The organism is Novispirillum itersonii, from assembly GCF_014205675.1.
GTDB lineage: Bacteria > Pseudomonadota > Alphaproteobacteria > Rhodospirillales > Rhodospirillaceae > Novispirillum > Novispirillum itersonii_A.
The window spans coordinates 34,234-49,724 of record NZ_JACIIX010000007.1 but is presented as its reverse complement, the minus strand read 5'-3'; the positions used below and the strand labels follow the sequence as shown (position 1 = coordinate 49,724).

Annotated in this window: 13 protein-coding genes; 11 read left to right on the top strand and 2 right to left on the bottom strand. The window is 63.8% G+C overall.

Annotated features, from left to right (window positions below; translation table 11 throughout):
* Positions 1 to 23: 23 nt before the first annotated feature.
* Positions 24 to 1,328: a molybdopterin molybdotransferase MoeA gene (locus tag FHS48_RS10445; RefSeq protein WP_184263509.1), complete on the bottom strand. Its 1,305-nt coding sequence runs from the start codon at positions 1,326 to 1,328 to the stop codon at positions 24 to 26.
* Positions 1,329 to 1,601: 273 nt separating this feature from the next.
* Here FHS48_RS10445 and FHS48_RS10440 point away from each other — a divergent pair, with 273 nt between their 5' ends.
* From FHS48_RS10440 to FHS48_RS20455, 3 genes are all read left to right on the top strand, one after another.
* Complete coding sequence (locus FHS48_RS10440) at positions 1,602 to 2,105, top strand: cold-shock protein (RefSeq protein ID WP_184263508.1); 504 nt, start codon at positions 1,602 to 1,604, stop codon at positions 2,103 to 2,105.
* A gap of 793 nt (positions 2,106 to 2,898) precedes the next feature.
* The gene (locus FHS48_RS10435) at positions 2,899 to 3,750 is read left to right on the top strand and encodes an OmpA family protein (protein ID WP_184263507.1); all 852 of its coding nucleotides are present in this window, start codon (positions 2,899 to 2,901) and stop codon (positions 3,748 to 3,750) included.
* Between the two features lie 168 nt (positions 3,751 to 3,918).
* The gene (locus FHS48_RS20455; RefSeq protein WP_184263506.1) at positions 3,919 to 5,286 is read left to right on the top strand and encodes a bactofilin family protein; all 1,368 of its coding nucleotides are present in this window, start codon (positions 3,919 to 3,921) and stop codon (positions 5,284 to 5,286) included.
* A gap of 87 nt (positions 5,287 to 5,373) precedes the next feature.
* Here FHS48_RS20455 and FHS48_RS10425 read toward each other — a convergent pair whose 3' ends face one another.
* A complete protein-coding gene (locus FHS48_RS10425; RefSeq protein WP_184263505.1) occupies positions 5,374 to 5,700 on the bottom strand; it encodes a BolA family protein in 327 nt (108 codons plus the stop codon).
* A 134-nt stretch (positions 5,701 to 5,834) separates the two neighbouring features.
* Here FHS48_RS10425 and FHS48_RS10420 point away from each other — a divergent pair, with 134 nt between their 5' ends.
* From FHS48_RS10420 to FHS48_RS10385, 8 genes are all read left to right on the top strand, one after another.
* Entirely contained in the window at positions 5,835 to 6,470 is a 636-nt protein-coding gene (locus tag FHS48_RS10420) for a J domain-containing protein (RefSeq protein WP_184263504.1), read from the top strand.
* A 124-nt stretch (positions 6,471 to 6,594) separates the two neighbouring features.
* The gene (gene cobS, locus FHS48_RS10415; protein ID WP_184263503.1) at positions 6,595 to 7,581 is read left to right on the top strand and encodes a cobaltochelatase subunit CobS; all 987 of its coding nucleotides are present in this window, start codon (positions 6,595 to 6,597) and stop codon (positions 7,579 to 7,581) included.
* An 84-nt stretch (positions 7,582 to 7,665) separates the two neighbouring features.
* Complete coding sequence (gene cobT / locus FHS48_RS10410) at positions 7,666 to 9,648, top strand: cobaltochelatase subunit CobT (RefSeq protein ID WP_184263502.1); 1,983 nt, start codon at positions 7,666 to 7,668, stop codon at positions 9,646 to 9,648.
* 227 nt (positions 9,649 to 9,875) lie between these two features.
* Positions 9,876 to 11,480: a peptide ABC transporter substrate-binding protein gene (locus tag FHS48_RS10405; RefSeq protein ID WP_184263501.1), complete on the top strand. Its 1,605-nt coding sequence runs from the start codon at positions 9,876 to 9,878 to the stop codon at positions 11,478 to 11,480.
* Between the two features lie 132 nt (positions 11,481 to 11,612).
* A complete protein-coding gene (oppB, locus tag FHS48_RS10400; RefSeq protein ID WP_184263500.1) occupies positions 11,613 to 12,539 on the top strand; it encodes an oligopeptide ABC transporter permease OppB in 927 nt (308 codons plus the stop codon).
* Positions 12,539 to 13,441 carry an ABC transporter permease subunit gene (locus tag FHS48_RS10395; protein ID WP_184263499.1) on the top strand — a complete coding sequence of 301 codons (903 nt, stop codon included), beginning with the start codon at positions 12,539 to 12,541 and terminating at the stop codon, positions 13,439 to 13,441. Before oppB ends, FHS48_RS10395 begins: the two co-directional genes overlap by 1 nt.
* A gap of 11 nt (positions 13,442 to 13,452) precedes the next feature.
* A complete protein-coding gene (locus FHS48_RS10390; RefSeq protein ID WP_184263498.1) occupies positions 13,453 to 14,424 on the top strand; it encodes an ABC transporter ATP-binding protein in 972 nt (323 codons plus the stop codon).
* Positions 14,421 to 15,410 carry an ABC transporter ATP-binding protein gene (locus FHS48_RS10385; protein ID WP_184263497.1) on the top strand — a complete coding sequence of 330 codons (990 nt, stop codon included), beginning with the start codon at positions 14,421 to 14,423 and terminating at the stop codon, positions 15,408 to 15,410. Before FHS48_RS10390 ends, FHS48_RS10385 begins: the two co-directional genes overlap by 4 nt.
* Positions 15,411 to 15,491 lie beyond the last annotated feature (81 nt).

Here is a 15,491-nt window from a genome sequence, read left to right as displayed (position 1 = left end):
CCACTCCCATCACCACAGAGTTGTCACCACAGGGCTTCGGTGAAGGGGATATAGTCGAGGGTTTCGCCCTCCCGCACACCGGTGCCCTCACGGCTGAGATCGGCCAGACCGGTGGCCTGCACCATCGACGACAGAACCCCGGAGCTCTGGGACGGAAAGGCCCGCAGCACCAGACGGCCTGCGGAGTCGGTCCCGGTCCAGACCCGGATGAATTCCTGCCGCCCCGGTTTTTTGCTGAAGGTAAAGGCTGCGGGCAACGGATACCGCACCAGCGGCGTTTCCGCCCGCCCCTGAAGGCGATGGATCAGCGGACGCCCGATCAGCAGCAGCGTTACCAAGGCCGAAACCGGATTCCCCGGCAGCCCGAGAAAGGCAGCCCCCCGCACCGTCCCCAGCGCCACCGGGCGCCCCGGCTTCAACGCCAGCTTCCAGAAGTGCAGCCCTCCCAGCGAGTCGACCGCGCCTTTGACGTGGTCCTCCTCGCCGACCGACACCCCCCCGGAGGTGATCACCAGATCATGGTCCTCGGCTGCCCCATCCAGCGCCGCCCGGATTGCCGGGGCTTTATCCGGCAGGATCCCCAGATCGGTGAGATCGCAGCCCAAAGCCCGCAGCATCGCCATCACACCGTAGCGGTTGCTGTCATGAATGCAGCCCGGCGGCAGCGGCTGCCCCGGCTCCCGCAGTTCACTGCCGGTGGAAAACAGCGCCACCCGCAGCGGACGGAACACCCGCAGCCGGGTGCGCCCGACCGCAGCCGCCATCGCCACATCCGCCGGACGCAGCCGGACCCCCGGAGACAGAACCGTCTGCCCGGTCTCCACATCCTCTCCGGCGCGGCGCCGGTTGTCCCCGGTTGCCACCGCTGACGGCAGCGACACAAGGATCTGTCCGCCCTCCTGCGCCGTCACACAGTCTTCCTGCATCACCACGGTCTCCAGACCGGGGGGAAGCGGCGCGCCGGTAAAGATCCGGACCGCCTGCCCCGGCGGCACCGCCTCCCCCGGCGGATCCCCGGCGGCAATCCGCCGCACCACCGGCAGGACGATTCGGTCTTCCCCACGGGCCCGGGCTGCGGCCAGATCCGCCCCCGACACCGCATATCCATCCATCGCCGCGTTATCATGCGGCGGCATCGGGAGGGAGGCGACGACAGGCTCGGCCAGAATCCGCCCGGCAGCCTGCGGAACCGCACAGTCTTCACCGGCACAGACCGGAGAGACCGACACCGCAATCCGGCGCCACGCCTCTTCCAGCGGCAACAGCCCCTGCGACGGCGCAAAACAGTCCGCCGAAATCGGGGACAGAGACGACGACTCCACCGCCATGGACATTCCTCCTGTCTGTAATCGGCACCGGTTCCGACACCGTCGGACCGGCACCCACCGCCTTTTGTCCCCGTCCCGGTTCATCCTACCCCGGACAGCGGCAGAAAAAACCGCGCATTTCCGCGACTTTTCTCCACGCATCGGCACAATTGCAACAGCTTTTCGACCCGGCCGGGAAAATCGGAGGACATGAGTCATTACTCTTGGAGACGGGGGCCGAATCAGGTAATGTTCAAAACGGTTATACCCCTTATCAAAGGTTTTCTGTTCGCTATGAATAACCGCTCCTTCCGCCCGTCCAATCCGCTCCAAACCGGCGTGACGGCAACCGTTAAGTGGTTCAATACCTCCAAGGGCTTCGGCTTTGTCGCTCCGCAGGATGGTTCCTCTGACGCGTTTCTCCACATTTCTGTCGTCCAGCGCGCCGGTCTGAATGCCATTGCGCAGGGCGCGGTTATCGTCTGCGATCTCGAAGCCGGCCCCAAGGGTCCGCAGGTTTCGACCATTCTGTCGGTGGATAACTCCGACGCGGTCGAAGGCGGCGGCGGCATGGGCGGTGGCGATGACGACGCCATCATCGAAGGCGTGGTGAAGTTCTTCAGCGCCGACAAGGGCTTTGGCTTCGTCACTCCGGACAGCGGTGGCAAGGACGTGTTCATCGGCATCGGTTCCCTGAACCGGTCCGGTCTCCAGGCCCTGGAAAGCGGCCAGCGGGTCCGTCTGAACACCCGCATGGGCAAAAAAGGCCCGATGGCGGAAGAAGTGGAAGTCATCTGAGCGGTGGTTTCTAAGCAGGCGCGGTTTTAAACCGCGCCTGTTTTCTTTCTCCAGAGTACTCCTAAAAAACAGCCATGCAGTCCCCCTGACCGGGACCGCATGGCTGTTTTTTTATGTCTGCCACGGCGCGCCGGATGCATCCTCCCCCCTGACAGCGCAGAGGGTGGACCCGATCAATGTCCGCAGGGACACACTTTACCCCTGACCGGAAAGAAAAATCCGGACTCAACAGCCTGAAGCATTGCCATCCTGCGGCACCGCCTCCCTCCACACCCCCGGAGACAGCCCCCCCCAACAGCAGTCCTGCAAATAATCCCCTGAAAAGACTCACTTGCCAGACAGAGAACGCATGCCTGCCGCCCCCGGCCCCCAGTCTGTGAAAGCCCTGTAATTTCAATAAAAATCCTTGTACTATGATCCGCCTTTGCTTTCCTGATGCACTGAGGCCACTGTGCGGGCCTCTCTCAATGCTCGGTTCCGCACAGAAACGGTCTCTCCCTCAGGATGGAAAAGGCATGCGCCACGGAGACGGCCTGTGGCTGTTACCTGTTTCCGTCCGGACCCCGGCGCGGAAGAGGGGGGATGAGAATGATCCGTCCCGGCGCCGCCATAAATCCCGGACACCACACCCGGGAGTTTCAGGGCGGAGCGGGGATCACGAAAACCAAATGGACAGGGCTTATGAAGAGGACCGGTCAGGACTCCACCATCACTTCACAACTGGACAGTCTGTGAAAAATGGTCAGTATAGCGTCCGGCTGGCGCCTTTCTGAGAACGAAGGATAGACACACAATGTTTAAGAAAATTCTTCTGGTGACTGCTGCTGCGGGACTGCTCTCGGCCTGTGCCGACCAGTGGAATGTCGATGCGGTTCAGAAGCTGCCGGTCACCGGTGGTGACTTCAACAAGACCCTGCATCAGGAATACGTGAAGCTGGCCGCCAGCGAAAAGGCCCAGGGTGACTGGCGCGATGCCGCCTATTTCCTGCGCCGCGCCGAAGCCGCCGCCCGTGGCGAGAAGGTTCTGCCGCAGGCGACTGCCGAACGTGAGCTCGCCGCTGATAAGGCCGCCGAACTGTCCAAGGCCCGTATCGACCTGCTGAGCGCCCTCGACGCCGGTGGCCGCGAGAAGGCCCCGGTCATGGCTGCCAAGGCCCAGACCGCCGGATTCGACTGCTGGATGGAACAGCAGGAAGAAGGTCACCAGCCGGAGGATATCGCCGCCTGTAAGAAGGCGTTCGACACCAACCTGACCGACGTGAAGAAGGCGCTGGAAAAGAAGCCGGAGCCGGTGGCTGAAGCCAAGCAGCAGGTCTTCGTGGTCTACTTCAAGACCGGGGCTTCCGTGCTGGATCCGAATGCCGCCTCCGTGCTACAGGCGGCTGCCGATGCCTATAAGAAGACTCCGGCCGTCACCGTGGTCATCGCCGGGCATACCGATACCGCCGGTGCCGACACCGCCAACATCCTGCTGTCGCAGAAGCGTGCCGAACGTGTCGCCGATCAGCTGGTGAAGCTGGGCATCAAGGCCGAGTCGATGGCTCTGGAAGCTTACGGTGAACAGCAGCTGGCCGTTCCGACCAAGGATGGCGTCACTGAACTGAAGAACCGTCGCGTTGAGATTAAGTTCCGCAGCGCGAAATAAGACCCGCAAATGTCACCCATCTTTGTCATCGGGCAACAAACGACAAAGGTGGGTGGCAATTTTAGATAAAATTCGGCATGATGGCGGCAGTTGGGCAATCCGGCTGCCGTCGTTTACCGGGGGCAGAATCGACTTGGCACAATGCCGGACCCTTGCCGGGGAAGCGTCATGTCTGCTGCCACTTATCCTTTGTCATCGTTTGGACGTGCAGGTGGATCCTACCTCGCACCGGATCTGACCGTCCGTGGCCGGATTGAAACATCCGGCAGCGTCGAGATGGATTGCGAATTCCACGGCGACGTTCTCGCCCGTCAGGCCTACGTCGGCCCCAATGGCCGTGTCCGCGCGCGGATCAGCGCAGAGGAAGCCACGGTCAGTGGCGAGATGACCGGCATCGTAACGGCCCGTCACGCATTCTTCCGTGATGGCTGTCACTTCCGGGGCGAAGTGGAATACGAAAGTCTGGGAACCGAGCCCAATGCCGGGGTTGATGCCCGGCTGGTCCCGGTCCTGACCGGCAGCAGCAGCATTGCCATTCCCTCCGTCCGCGACATTCCTGTGCAACCGGCCGCTCTGCCGTCCGCATCGGCTCCGGTGTCAGCCTCAGCGCCGCCGCGCATCAATCTGTCGATGCTGGCCTTTCTGGGCGGCATGATTGTCGCAGGGGTCATCACCGGCATTCTGGTCGTCAATCCCACCACCCGCAGCTGGAAAGACCAGCTGCTGGAGCAGGTTCTTCAGCCGCGCCCTGATGCTATTCCGCCCGCGCCCATGGCTGCCGCCCCGGCAGAAACCCCCGTCGCCAGCGAAGAACCGCGGATCACGCCGCCGCCACCGCCGGCCATTCCGCCGTCCCTGTCCAAAATGCTGCCGACACCGGTTGCGCAGGATCCGGTCCCGGCACCCGTCGAGATGCTGGAAACCCGTTCCGCCACCGCTGTGGCTCCGGCCATGTCAGCCCCGGCGGCCCCTGTGATCCCGGATCTGTCCCCGACTCCGCCGCTGCCACGGCATGAGCCGGTCGATCCCCCCCTTGCGGCTCCGGCTGTGATCGCCGCTCCGGCGGAGGTGACTCCGGCACCGGTTGCCGTTGTGCAGCCCGCCCCCGCACCCATTCCGGCTCCGGCTCTCGAATCTGCGGCCCCGCTTCCGGTTGCGGCCACACCGGCTCCGGCCATCACGCCCGAACCGTCAACGGCCCCCTCTCCGGCAATGGGCACTGTTCCTGCCACCGGATCAGCGGCCCCGCCCCTGCCGGGACAGGCCCTCTCTGCCCCTCCGGCGAAGGCAGCGACTCCGGCGGAACCGGAAAAGCCGCTGGCTGCGGCTGACGCCACTAAAGATGCGAAGGCATCCACCGCTCTTCCGGCAACCCCGGCACCGGCACAGAGCCCGGTTCCGGCGGCGTCGAAGAAGCCGAAATCCCCGGTCCTGCCTGCCGGGGCCCGGGGGGCCCTTCAGGAAGTCTGTTCCTGGGAACTGAAATGCGACTCGGATAATCAGTGCGTATCCGTCCGGTCCTGCAAGATGCAGTAACCCGGCCCGGCACGAACCCAACCGATCAACAGGACACCATCAGGGGCGGGATCTTTTCCGCCCCTGATGCCATTCCAGACGCCCCGGTCACTCTCCCGGGGCACGGATGGTCAGAGCCAGCGCATGCACCCGCTCCTTCAGTTCGTCGCGCAGCAGGTCATAAACCATCCGCTGCCGCTCCACCCGCGACTTTCCGGCAAAGGCCGTCGATACCAGAGTCAGCCGGAAGTGGGTCTCTCCCGCCCCATCCACCGGCGCATGCCCCGACGGCCCCAACGCCGCAATCCGGTCGCTGTGCCCGGCGTGTTTGTGGGAGTCATCTTTCAGCTCCAGCAGCTCCGGGGTAAAGGCTGCCGTCAGTTTATCGATCATCCGCCGGGCGTAAGGCCCTTCGGGATGCAGAGAATTGGACATGACACTCCATCCTGTGCTTGAACAGAAAAGGGATCAGCCTCCGGACGGATCTTCCACCTTTCCGGGGGCGATTCTGGCGGCATCATAGGCCGTTCCCCTTGCCTCTGACACCCTTCCAATCCCATAGTCTGCTCATGCGCTCGAAGAAGACTCCCTCCCCGGCGGAAGACGCCGCTTTCGATCCGTTCGGCCGCTTTGCCGCCCGCCGTCAGCCGCGCCAGCGCGTCTGCGAGCATCCGGGCTGTCAGGAACCCGGCGAACACCGTGCTCCGAAGGACCGCCAACTCTCGGATTATCAATGGCTGTGTCTGGAGCATGTCCGCGAGTTCAACCGGCGCTGGAACTTTTTTGACGGCCTGAATGATGCGCAGGTCGAGGACCATATCCGTCAGGATACCTACTGGCAGCGCCCGACCTGGAAAATGGGCCGCAACGGCGCCGCAGCCCGCAGCGACGGGCCGGACATCAACGATCCGTTCAACGTCTACCGTGACCATGTCGGCCCCGGTGCCGCCGATGCCCGCCGCCGCTGGCAGCAGCACCAGCAGGACCGCCGCGCCCCCAAGGCCGAGTCCCCGGAGGATAAGGCCCTACAGGTGATGGGGCTGGACTGGCCACTGGAAAAAGAAACCCTGCGCAGCCGCTATCTGACGCTGGTGAAGCAGCACCACCCGGACGTCAATCAGGGTGACAAGGATGCCGAAGACCGCCTGAAAGAGATAAACGCGGCCTATCGCCTCCTTCTTACTGGACTAAACGACCGGACTTGAGGCTATTCTAAGCACCTTCAGACGCCGCGCCGTCCGTTGCGGACGGTTTGGTGTGCGCAGGTCCGGTTCTGTCCCGGGGGGTTCCCGGCATTGGCCGGATGACCAGAGGACTAAGAGGACACAGATGGACGCCGGTGCGGTTCACCCCTTGAGCAACCCCGATATCACCCTGTCCGTGCGCGAGGTGTTCGGGATCGACAGCGACATGATGGTTCCGGCCTTCAGCCAGGGATCGGATTATGTCCCGGATCTGGACCCCAACTACCTGTTCGACCGCGACACCACGCTGGCGATTCTGGCCGGGTTTGCCTACAACCGCCGCGTCATGGTGCAGGGGTATCATGGCACCGGCAAATCGACCCATATCGAGCAGGTTGCCGCCCGCCTCAACTGGCCGTGCATCCGCATCAACCTCGACAGCCATGTCAGCCGTATTGACCTGATCGGCAAGGACGCCATCGTGCTGCGCGATGGCCAGCAGATCACCGAATTCCGGGAAGGCATCCTGCCGTGGGCCCTGCAACGCCCCTGCGCGCTGGTGTTTGACGAATACGACGCCGGCCGCCCGGATGTGATGTTCGTGATCCAGCGTATTCTGGAAGTCGAAGGCAAGCTGACCCTGCTGGACCAGAACAAGGTGATCCGGCCGCATCAGTCGTTCCGCCTGTTCGCCACCGCCAACACCATCGGTCTGGGCGACACCACCGGCCTGTATCACGGCACCCAGCAGATCAATCAGGGCCAGATGGACCGCTGGAATATCGTCGCCACCCTGAACTATCTGGAGCACGATGCCGAAGTGGATATCGTCGCCGCCAAGATGCCGGACTTTGTCGCCGCCAAGGGCCGCAAGACCCTGTCGGCAATGGTGTCGGTGGCTGATATGACCCGCTCCGGCTTCATCGCCGGGGATATCTCGACGGTGATGAGCCCGCGCAGCGTGCTGACCTGGGCCGAAAACAGCCAGATTTTCGGCGATGTCGGCTATGCCTTCCGCGTCACCTTCCTGAACAAGTGTGACGAAACCGAGCGGCCGCTGGTGGCGGAATACTACCAGCGCTGCCTTGGCGAAGAACTGCCGCAGTCGGCCCTGCGGGCGATCATGCCCTGAGGGATGCCTGTCTCCGGCGGGCCGCCTGCCCCTTTCCGCAGGCGGCCCGCCGATGCCTGATCTGTTTTAGGAACCCTGCCGACCATGGCCGATACGCCCCGTTTCGCCCGCCCGTCCGGTGCCCCGCCCACTGGCGGGCTCGCCCCTTCTGCCGCCGGTCGCCCGGCCAGCATCCATGCCGGACAGCCCCGAGGCCCGAAGGGCGACTCCCTGCACAGCGGGGAAACCCCGACGGAAACCCTGAAGCGGGCCACTGCCGCCTGCCTGCGCGCCATGGCCGGACAGAAGGACCTGTTGGTCAGCTACTCCCCGGTCGGCCTGAACGGCAACGGGTCGGTGATGGGCAATCAGGTGCGCCTGCCCCTGCCCCCGAATGCGCTGGACGCCAAGGCCCTTGGCCGGTTGCGCGGGGTGGCGGATGCCACCGCCCTGAAGCTGCGCCACCATGATGTGCGGGTGCATGCCCGCCGCCTGCCGGGCAGCACCGATGCCCGGGATGTCTACAACGCGGCGGAACAGGCGCGGGTGGAAGCCATTGGCGCCAGCCGTCTTCAGGGTACCGCCCTCAACCTGTCAGCGGCGGTGGAAACCCGCCTGAATGCCGAAGGCTATGCACAGGTCACCGATCCGGCCTCGGTGCCCCTGCATGAACTGGCCAAGCTGACCATTGCCGAAGGGCTGGGCGAGGTGCCGATCGGCCCCGCCGCCCGCCACCTGCTGACCCTGTGCGCTGAGACCGCCGACCGCCTGCGTCAGCGCATCGGCGATCTGGCGGCGGTCCGCGACGATCAGGCCGCCTATGCCAACGTTCTCCGCCGGATTCTTGAGGATCTGGAGCTGGAACGCGACGACCTTGAGGATCTGGAGAAGGACGAGCAGGACCAGCAGGCTGACGGTCAGGCCGCCGATGGCGGCGGCGACGGCGGCGACGAGCAGCAGGAGAATCAGGGCGGTCAGCAGCAGTCCGGACAGGACCAGTCCGACGACAGCAAGGGCGGCAGCGAACAGGGTGAAAGCGGTCAGGAAGACGGCGATCAGGCCATGCAGATTGCCGCCCCCGGTGAAGGGTCGGAGGATCCCGCCGGAGAAACCGAGGCAGCCCGTCCGCGCCCCGGCCACAACAGTGGTCTGGACAGCGCCTATAAGGCCTATGTCACCGCCTACGATCAGGTGAAAGACGCCGCCGATCTCTGTGATCCGGAAGAACTGGCCCGCCTGCGCTTCCAGCTGGATCAGCAGCTGTCGCACCTCCAGGGCGTGGTATCCCGCCTCGCCAACCGCCTGCAACGCCGCCTGATGGCGCAGCAGCTGCGGTCCTGGGACTTCGATCTGGAGGAAGGCTATCTCGATGCCGCCCGTCTGGCCCGCATCGTTGCCAATCCCACCGTTCCCCTGTCCTACAAGCTGGAACGCGACACCGATTTCCGCGACACCGTGGTGACGCTGCTGATCGACAACTCCGGCTCCATGCGCGGCCGTCCGATCACGGTGGCCGCCATGAGTGCCGATATTCTGGCGCGGACTCTGGAACGCTGTGCCGTGAAGGTGGAGATTCTGGGCTTCACCACCAGCCAGTGGAAGGGCGGCAAGGCCCGGGAGCAATGGCTGAAGGACGGAAAACCGGTCAATCCGGGCCGCCTGAACGACCTGCGTCACATCGTCTATAAGGCCGCTGACACCCCATGGCGGCGGGCCCGGCGCAATCTGGGCCTGATGCTGAAGGAAGGCATCCTGAAGGAAAACATCGACGGCGAAGCCCTGATGTGGGCCCACCAGCGCCTGCTGGGCCGCCCGGAACAGCGGCGGATCCTGATGGTGATCTCCGACGGGGCCCCGGTGGATGACTCCACGCTGTCGGTCAACCCCGGCAACTATCTGGAAAAGCATCTGCGCGACGTGATCGAGTGGATTGAGACCCGCAGCCCGGTCAACCTTCTGGCGATCGGCATCGGCCACGACGTCACCCGCTACTACCGCCGCGCCGTCACCATCATGGATGCGGAAGAACTGGGCGGGACGGTGCTGAAACAGCTTGCCGCCCTGTTTGATGAGGACGAGCGGCGCTGACAGGATAATCTCCGGAAAAGCACGGCCGATAAAGAATAAGCCCCCGCCTGCGGGGGCTTATGCATTCGGGTAGGGGTAGAAATATCCCTATACTTTAAACCCCCCGCCGCTGACATTCGGGTCAATTGCGCCCGGCGCGCCTCTGTTGACAATGGATTATCTGCCAGTCGGGTCCAGTGGGGTCACCCCGGGCTGATTGGCCGCAAAATCAACAGGGAGTTATCTCAATGCGTGTGCTTACCGGATCAAAGCCGACCCGTACCCTGCGCGCCCTGATGCTGGGGACCATGCTGTCCACCGTGCTGATCAGCGGTGCCCACGCGGAAAAGGTCCTGCGCAACGGCAATGACGGCGAACCGCAGTCGATGGACCCGCACTATGTGTCGACGGTCCAGACCAGCCGCCTGACCGATGACATGTACCTGAACCTGATGACCCGTGGCCCGAAGGGCGAGGCCATCCCCGGTGCGGCGGAAAGCTGGACCATTTCCCCCGACGGGCTGGTCTATACCTTCAAGATCCGCAATCACACCTGGTCGGACGGTGTTCCGGTCACCGCCAACGATTTCGCCTATTCGTTCCGCCGCCTGCTGGATCCGGCCTCCGGCACCGAATATGCCTCGCTGCTCTACATCATCAAGGGTGCCGAGGAGTTCAATAAGGGCAAGGCCAAGGCCGAGGATGTCGGCCTGAAGGTGGTCGATGACCGCACGCTGGAAGTGACCCTGACCGCCCCGGCCCCGTACTTCCTGTCGCAGCTGGCGCACCAGACCGCCGCGCCGGTGCCGAAGCACGTGATCGAAAAGTTCGGCAAGGACTGGACCAAGCCGGAGAATATCGTCGTCAACGGCCCGTTCAAGCTGACCGAATGGGTGCCGAACGTCCACGCCAAGCTGGTGAAGAACGATAAGTTCTATGACGCCGCCAACGTCAGGCTGGATACGGTGTATTACTACACCTACGAAGACCGCACCGCGATGCAGAAGCGCTTCCGCGCCGGGGAACTGGACGTGGTGCGCGATATCGCCTCGGAACAGATCGACTGGCTGAAGGCGAACATGAAGGACGAGCTGCGGATCGTCCCCTACGCCGGCATCTATGACTATGCCCTCAACACCACCAAGAAGCCGTTCGACGACATCCGCGTCCGCCGCGCCATGGCCCTGCTGGTGGATAACGAGGCGATCACCGACAAGGTGCTGAAGACCGGCGAACTTCCGGCCTATTCCTACGTTCCACCCGGCACCGGCAACTACACCGCCCCGGCCACCGTCGACTGGAAGGGCAAGCCCTACGCCGCCCGCGTCGAGGAAGCAAAGAAGCTGCTGGCCGATGCCGGATACAGCAAGGACAAGCCGCTGAAGTTTACCCTGCGCTACAACACCTCGGAAAACCACAAGCGCATCGCCATTGCCGTTTCCGCCATGTGGAAACAGGCCGGGATTGAAGCCGAACTGTTCAACACCGAAGGCAAGATCCACTACGCCGACCTGAAGCAGAAGAACTTCGAGGTCGCCCGCGAAGGCTGGATCGCGGACTATGATGATCCGCAGAACTTCCTGTTCAAGATGGAAGGCAAGACCGGCCCGCTGAACTATTCCGGCTACAACAACCCGGAATTCAACGCCCTGCTCGACAAGGCGGCGCTGATGACCGACCTGACCGCCCGGGCCGAAGTGCTGAAGCAGGCCGAAGCGCTGGTGATGCGCGATGTGCCGGTGATCCCGATTTATTATTACGTGTCCAAGCAGCTGATTTCGCCGAAGGTGGTGGGCTGGGTTGACAACACCCCGGACAAGCATCCGTCCCGCTTCATGGATATCAAGCAGTAAGCTTTTCAGCAGACCCGTCCCCGGCTGTCTCCGCCGGGGGCGGGTCTTTCTTTCCGCCATCGCTTCCGGTGCGTTTCCCCCGCCTCTGTGCGCAGGGACGGCACTGCCTGAACCTGGGAGGATCCCCCTGGGATGACCCGCTACATCCTCAAACGTCTGCTGGGCGCAATCCCCCTCATGCTGATCGTCATTGCCGTGGCGTTCTTCATGATGCGCATTGCCCCCGGTGGCCCCTTCGATTCCGAACGCGCCCTGCCGCCGGAAATCGAGCAGAACATCAAGGCCGCCTACGACCTCGACAAGCCGCTGGTCCAGCAGTTTGGCATCTACCTGTGGAAGGTGGTGCACGGCGACTTCGGTCCGTCGATCAAGATCCGCGACTTCTCCGTCGCCGAGCTGATCGCCAGCGGGGCCCCGGCGTCGATCCAGCTTGGTCTGTCAGCGATTCTGCTGGCCCTGATGATCGGGGTAACGCTGGGGACCCTGTCCGCCCTGCGGCAGAACACCGCCGCCGATTATGCGGTGATGGGGGTGGCGATGACCGGGATCGTGATCCCCAACTTCGTGATGGCCCCGTTGCTGTCGCTGGTGGTCGGGGTGTACTGGGAACTGCTGCCGACCTCCGGCTGGGGCAGCGGAGAGCTGAAGTACAAGGTGCTGCCGATCATCGCCCTGTCGCTGCCGCAGATCGCCTATATCAGCCGCCTGACCCGGGGCAGCATGCTGGAAGTGCTGAACTCCAACTTCGTCCGCACCGCCCGCGCCAAGGGCCTGCGCGATCATCTGGTGGTGATCCGCCATGCCCTGAAGGCCGGTCTGCTGCCGGTGGTGTCCTACCTCGGCCCGGCCACCGCCGCCGTCACCACCGGCTCGGTGGTGATCGAAACGATTTTCGCGGTTCCCGGCATCGGCACCTACTTCATCAAAGCGGCGCTGAACCGTGACTATCCGCTGGTGATGGGGGTGGTGATCGTTTACGGCGCCCTGATCATCAGCCTGAACCTGCTGGTCGATGTGCTGTACGGCCTGCTCGACCCCAAGCTCCGGAGCAACCGCTGATGCTGTTCTTCCGCCGTAAACCTGCCCTGATCTCCGGTGAAGGCGCCCCCGTGGAGGCCCGCAGCGTGTGGCGCAATGCCCGCCTGCGCCTGTACCGCAACAAGGCGGCGATGGGATCGCTGATCGTTCTTGGCCTGATCATCGTTCTCGCCATCCTCGGCCCGTCGTTCAGCCCGCATGAGTATGACGCGGTCTACTGGGACCGTATCCAGATGGGGCCGGATTTTGCCAACCAGCACTGGTTCGGCACCGACGGCAACGGCCGTGACCTGTTTGTACGCACCCTGTACGGGGCGCGGGTGTCAATGGCCGTCGGCCTGCTCGCCACCTTCGTCTCGATGGTGATCGGTGTCGTCTACGGGGCCACCGCCGGATTCTTCGGCGGCCGGGTCGATAACCTGATGATGCGCTTCGTCGACGTGCTCTACACCCTGCCGTTCATGTTCTTCGTGATCATGCTGATGGTGGTGTTCGGGCGGAACATTTTCCTGATCTTCGTCGCCCTCGGCGCGGTGGAATGGCTGACCATGGCCCGCATCGTGCGCGGCCAGACGCTGGCGATCAAACGCCGGGAATTCATCGAGGCCGCCCATGCCATCGGCGTCTCAAACCTGACCATCATCTTCCGGCACATCATCCCCAACGTGCTGGGGCCGGTGATCGTCTATGCCACCCTGACCATTCCGCAGGTGATCCTGATCGAAAGCTTCCTGTCCTTCCTCGGGCTTGGGGTGCAGGAACCGCTGACCAGCTGGGGCGTGCTGATTTCCGAAGGCGCCAACGTGATGGAAGTGGCCCCGTGGATGCTGCTGTTCCCGGCGGCGTTCCTTGCCACCACCCTGTTCTGCTTCAACTTCATCGGCGACGGGCTGCGCGACGCGCTCGACCCGAAAGACCGCTGAGGGGGACCGCGATGACCGCCGTTCTTGACGTCCGCAATCTGGAAACCCGTTTTTCCACCCCCGACGGCATGGTATCCGCCGTCAACACCATCAGCTTCACCCTGAATGCCGGCGAAACCCTTGGGGTGGTCGGCGAATCCGGGTCGGGCAAGACGCAGGTGTTCATGTCGGTGATGGGCCTGCTGGCCCGCAACGGCCACTGTACCGGCGAAGCCCTGTTTCAGGGCGACAACCTGCTGACGATGCCCAAGAAAAAGCTCAACACCATCCGGGGCTCCCGCATGGCGATGATCTTTCAGGATCCGATGACCTCGCTGAACCCCTATCTGTCGGTGGCCCGGCAGATGACCGAAGTGCTGGTCGAGCACAAGGGCATGACCACCCATGATGCCCGCCGCCATGCCATCACCATGCTCGACCGGGTCGGGATCCCGGAGGCGGCGCGGCGGATCGACATGTATCCGCACGAGTTTTCCGGCGGCATGCGCCAGCGGGTGATGATCGCCATGTCGCTGCTGTGTTCGCCGGAACTGCTGATCGCCGACGAACCGACCACGGCGCTGGACGTGACGGTGCAGGCGCAGATTCTCGATCTGCTGAACGACCTGAAGCGCGATTTCAACACCGCCATTGTCATGATCACCCACGATCTGGGGGTGGTGGCCGGTCTGTGCGACCGGGTGATGGTGATGTATGGCGGCCGCGTTGCCGAAACCGGCAGCGTGAAGGATATCTTCTACGCCCCGCGCCACCCCTACACCAAGGGGCTGCTGCAATCGATGCCGCGTCTGGACGGCGACGCCGGATCCAGCCTGTATGCCATTCCCGGCCAGCCGCCGAACCTACAGAACCTGCCGAAGGGCTGTGCCTTCCACGACCGCTGCGCGGTGCGGTCTGACCGCTGCCGCGACATCCCCCCGGCCCTGCTGGACTACGGCAATGGCCGGATGGCCGCCTGCCATCACGAGGAGGCTGCCCGATGAGCGCCGAGCCGATTCTGAAAGTCCGCGACCTGCGGGTCCATTTTGAGATCCCCGGCAAGGGGCTGTTCGGGAAGCCGTCGCTGCTGAAGGCGGTTGACGGGGTTGATTTTGATCTTCGCGCCGGGGAAACCCTGGGCATTGTCGGCGAATCCGGCTGTGGGAAGTCCACCCTCGGCCGCGCCGTGTTGCAACTGATTGAACCAACCGCCGGGCAGGTGGTGTGGCTGGGCCGCGATATCGCCGGTCTGCGCTCCGCCGCCATGCGGCCCCTGCGCAAAAGCCTCCAGATCATTTTTCAGGATCCGCTGGCCAGCCTGAACCCCCGGATGACCATCGGCGAGATCATCGCTGAACCGCTGGTCACCCACCGCGCCGACCTCGGCAAGGAGGAAATCCGCAAGCGGGTGCAGGACATGATGGCCAACGTCGGCCTGCTGCCGCAGATGATCAACCGCTATCCGCATGAATTCTCCGGCGGCCAGTGTCAGCGCATCGGCATTGCCCGGGCGATGATTCTGGAACCGAAGCTGATCGTCTGCGACGAACCGGTTTCGGCGCTGGACGTGTCGATTCAGGCCCAGATCGTCAATCTGCTTCAGGATCTGCAACGCCGGTTCGGCCTGTCGCTGATGTTCATCAGCCACGACCTGTCGGTGGTGCGCCACATCAGCCACCGCATCATGGTGCTGTATCTGGGCAAGGTTATGGAGATCGCCGACCGCGACAGCATCTATGCCCGGCCCCACCACCCCTATACCCGGGCGCTGATCTCGGCGGTGCCGATTCCCGACCCGGAAAAGGAACGGGCCAAGGAGCGGCTGATCATCAGCGGCGATCTGCCCAGCCCGATCAATCCACCGTCCGGCTGTGTGTTCCGCACCCGCTGCCCCTTCGCGCAGGAGCGCTGCACGCAGGAGGAGCCGAAACGGCGGACCATCGCCGACGGGCACGAGCTGGCCTGTCACTTCGACGGCCCCGGCCTGTAAGACCGGCCGCCCTTTGAAATAATCCGTTTGGCGGCCGGAAAGCCCGCGCGGCGTCTGAGCGTCACCGTCTCGGCATGAACT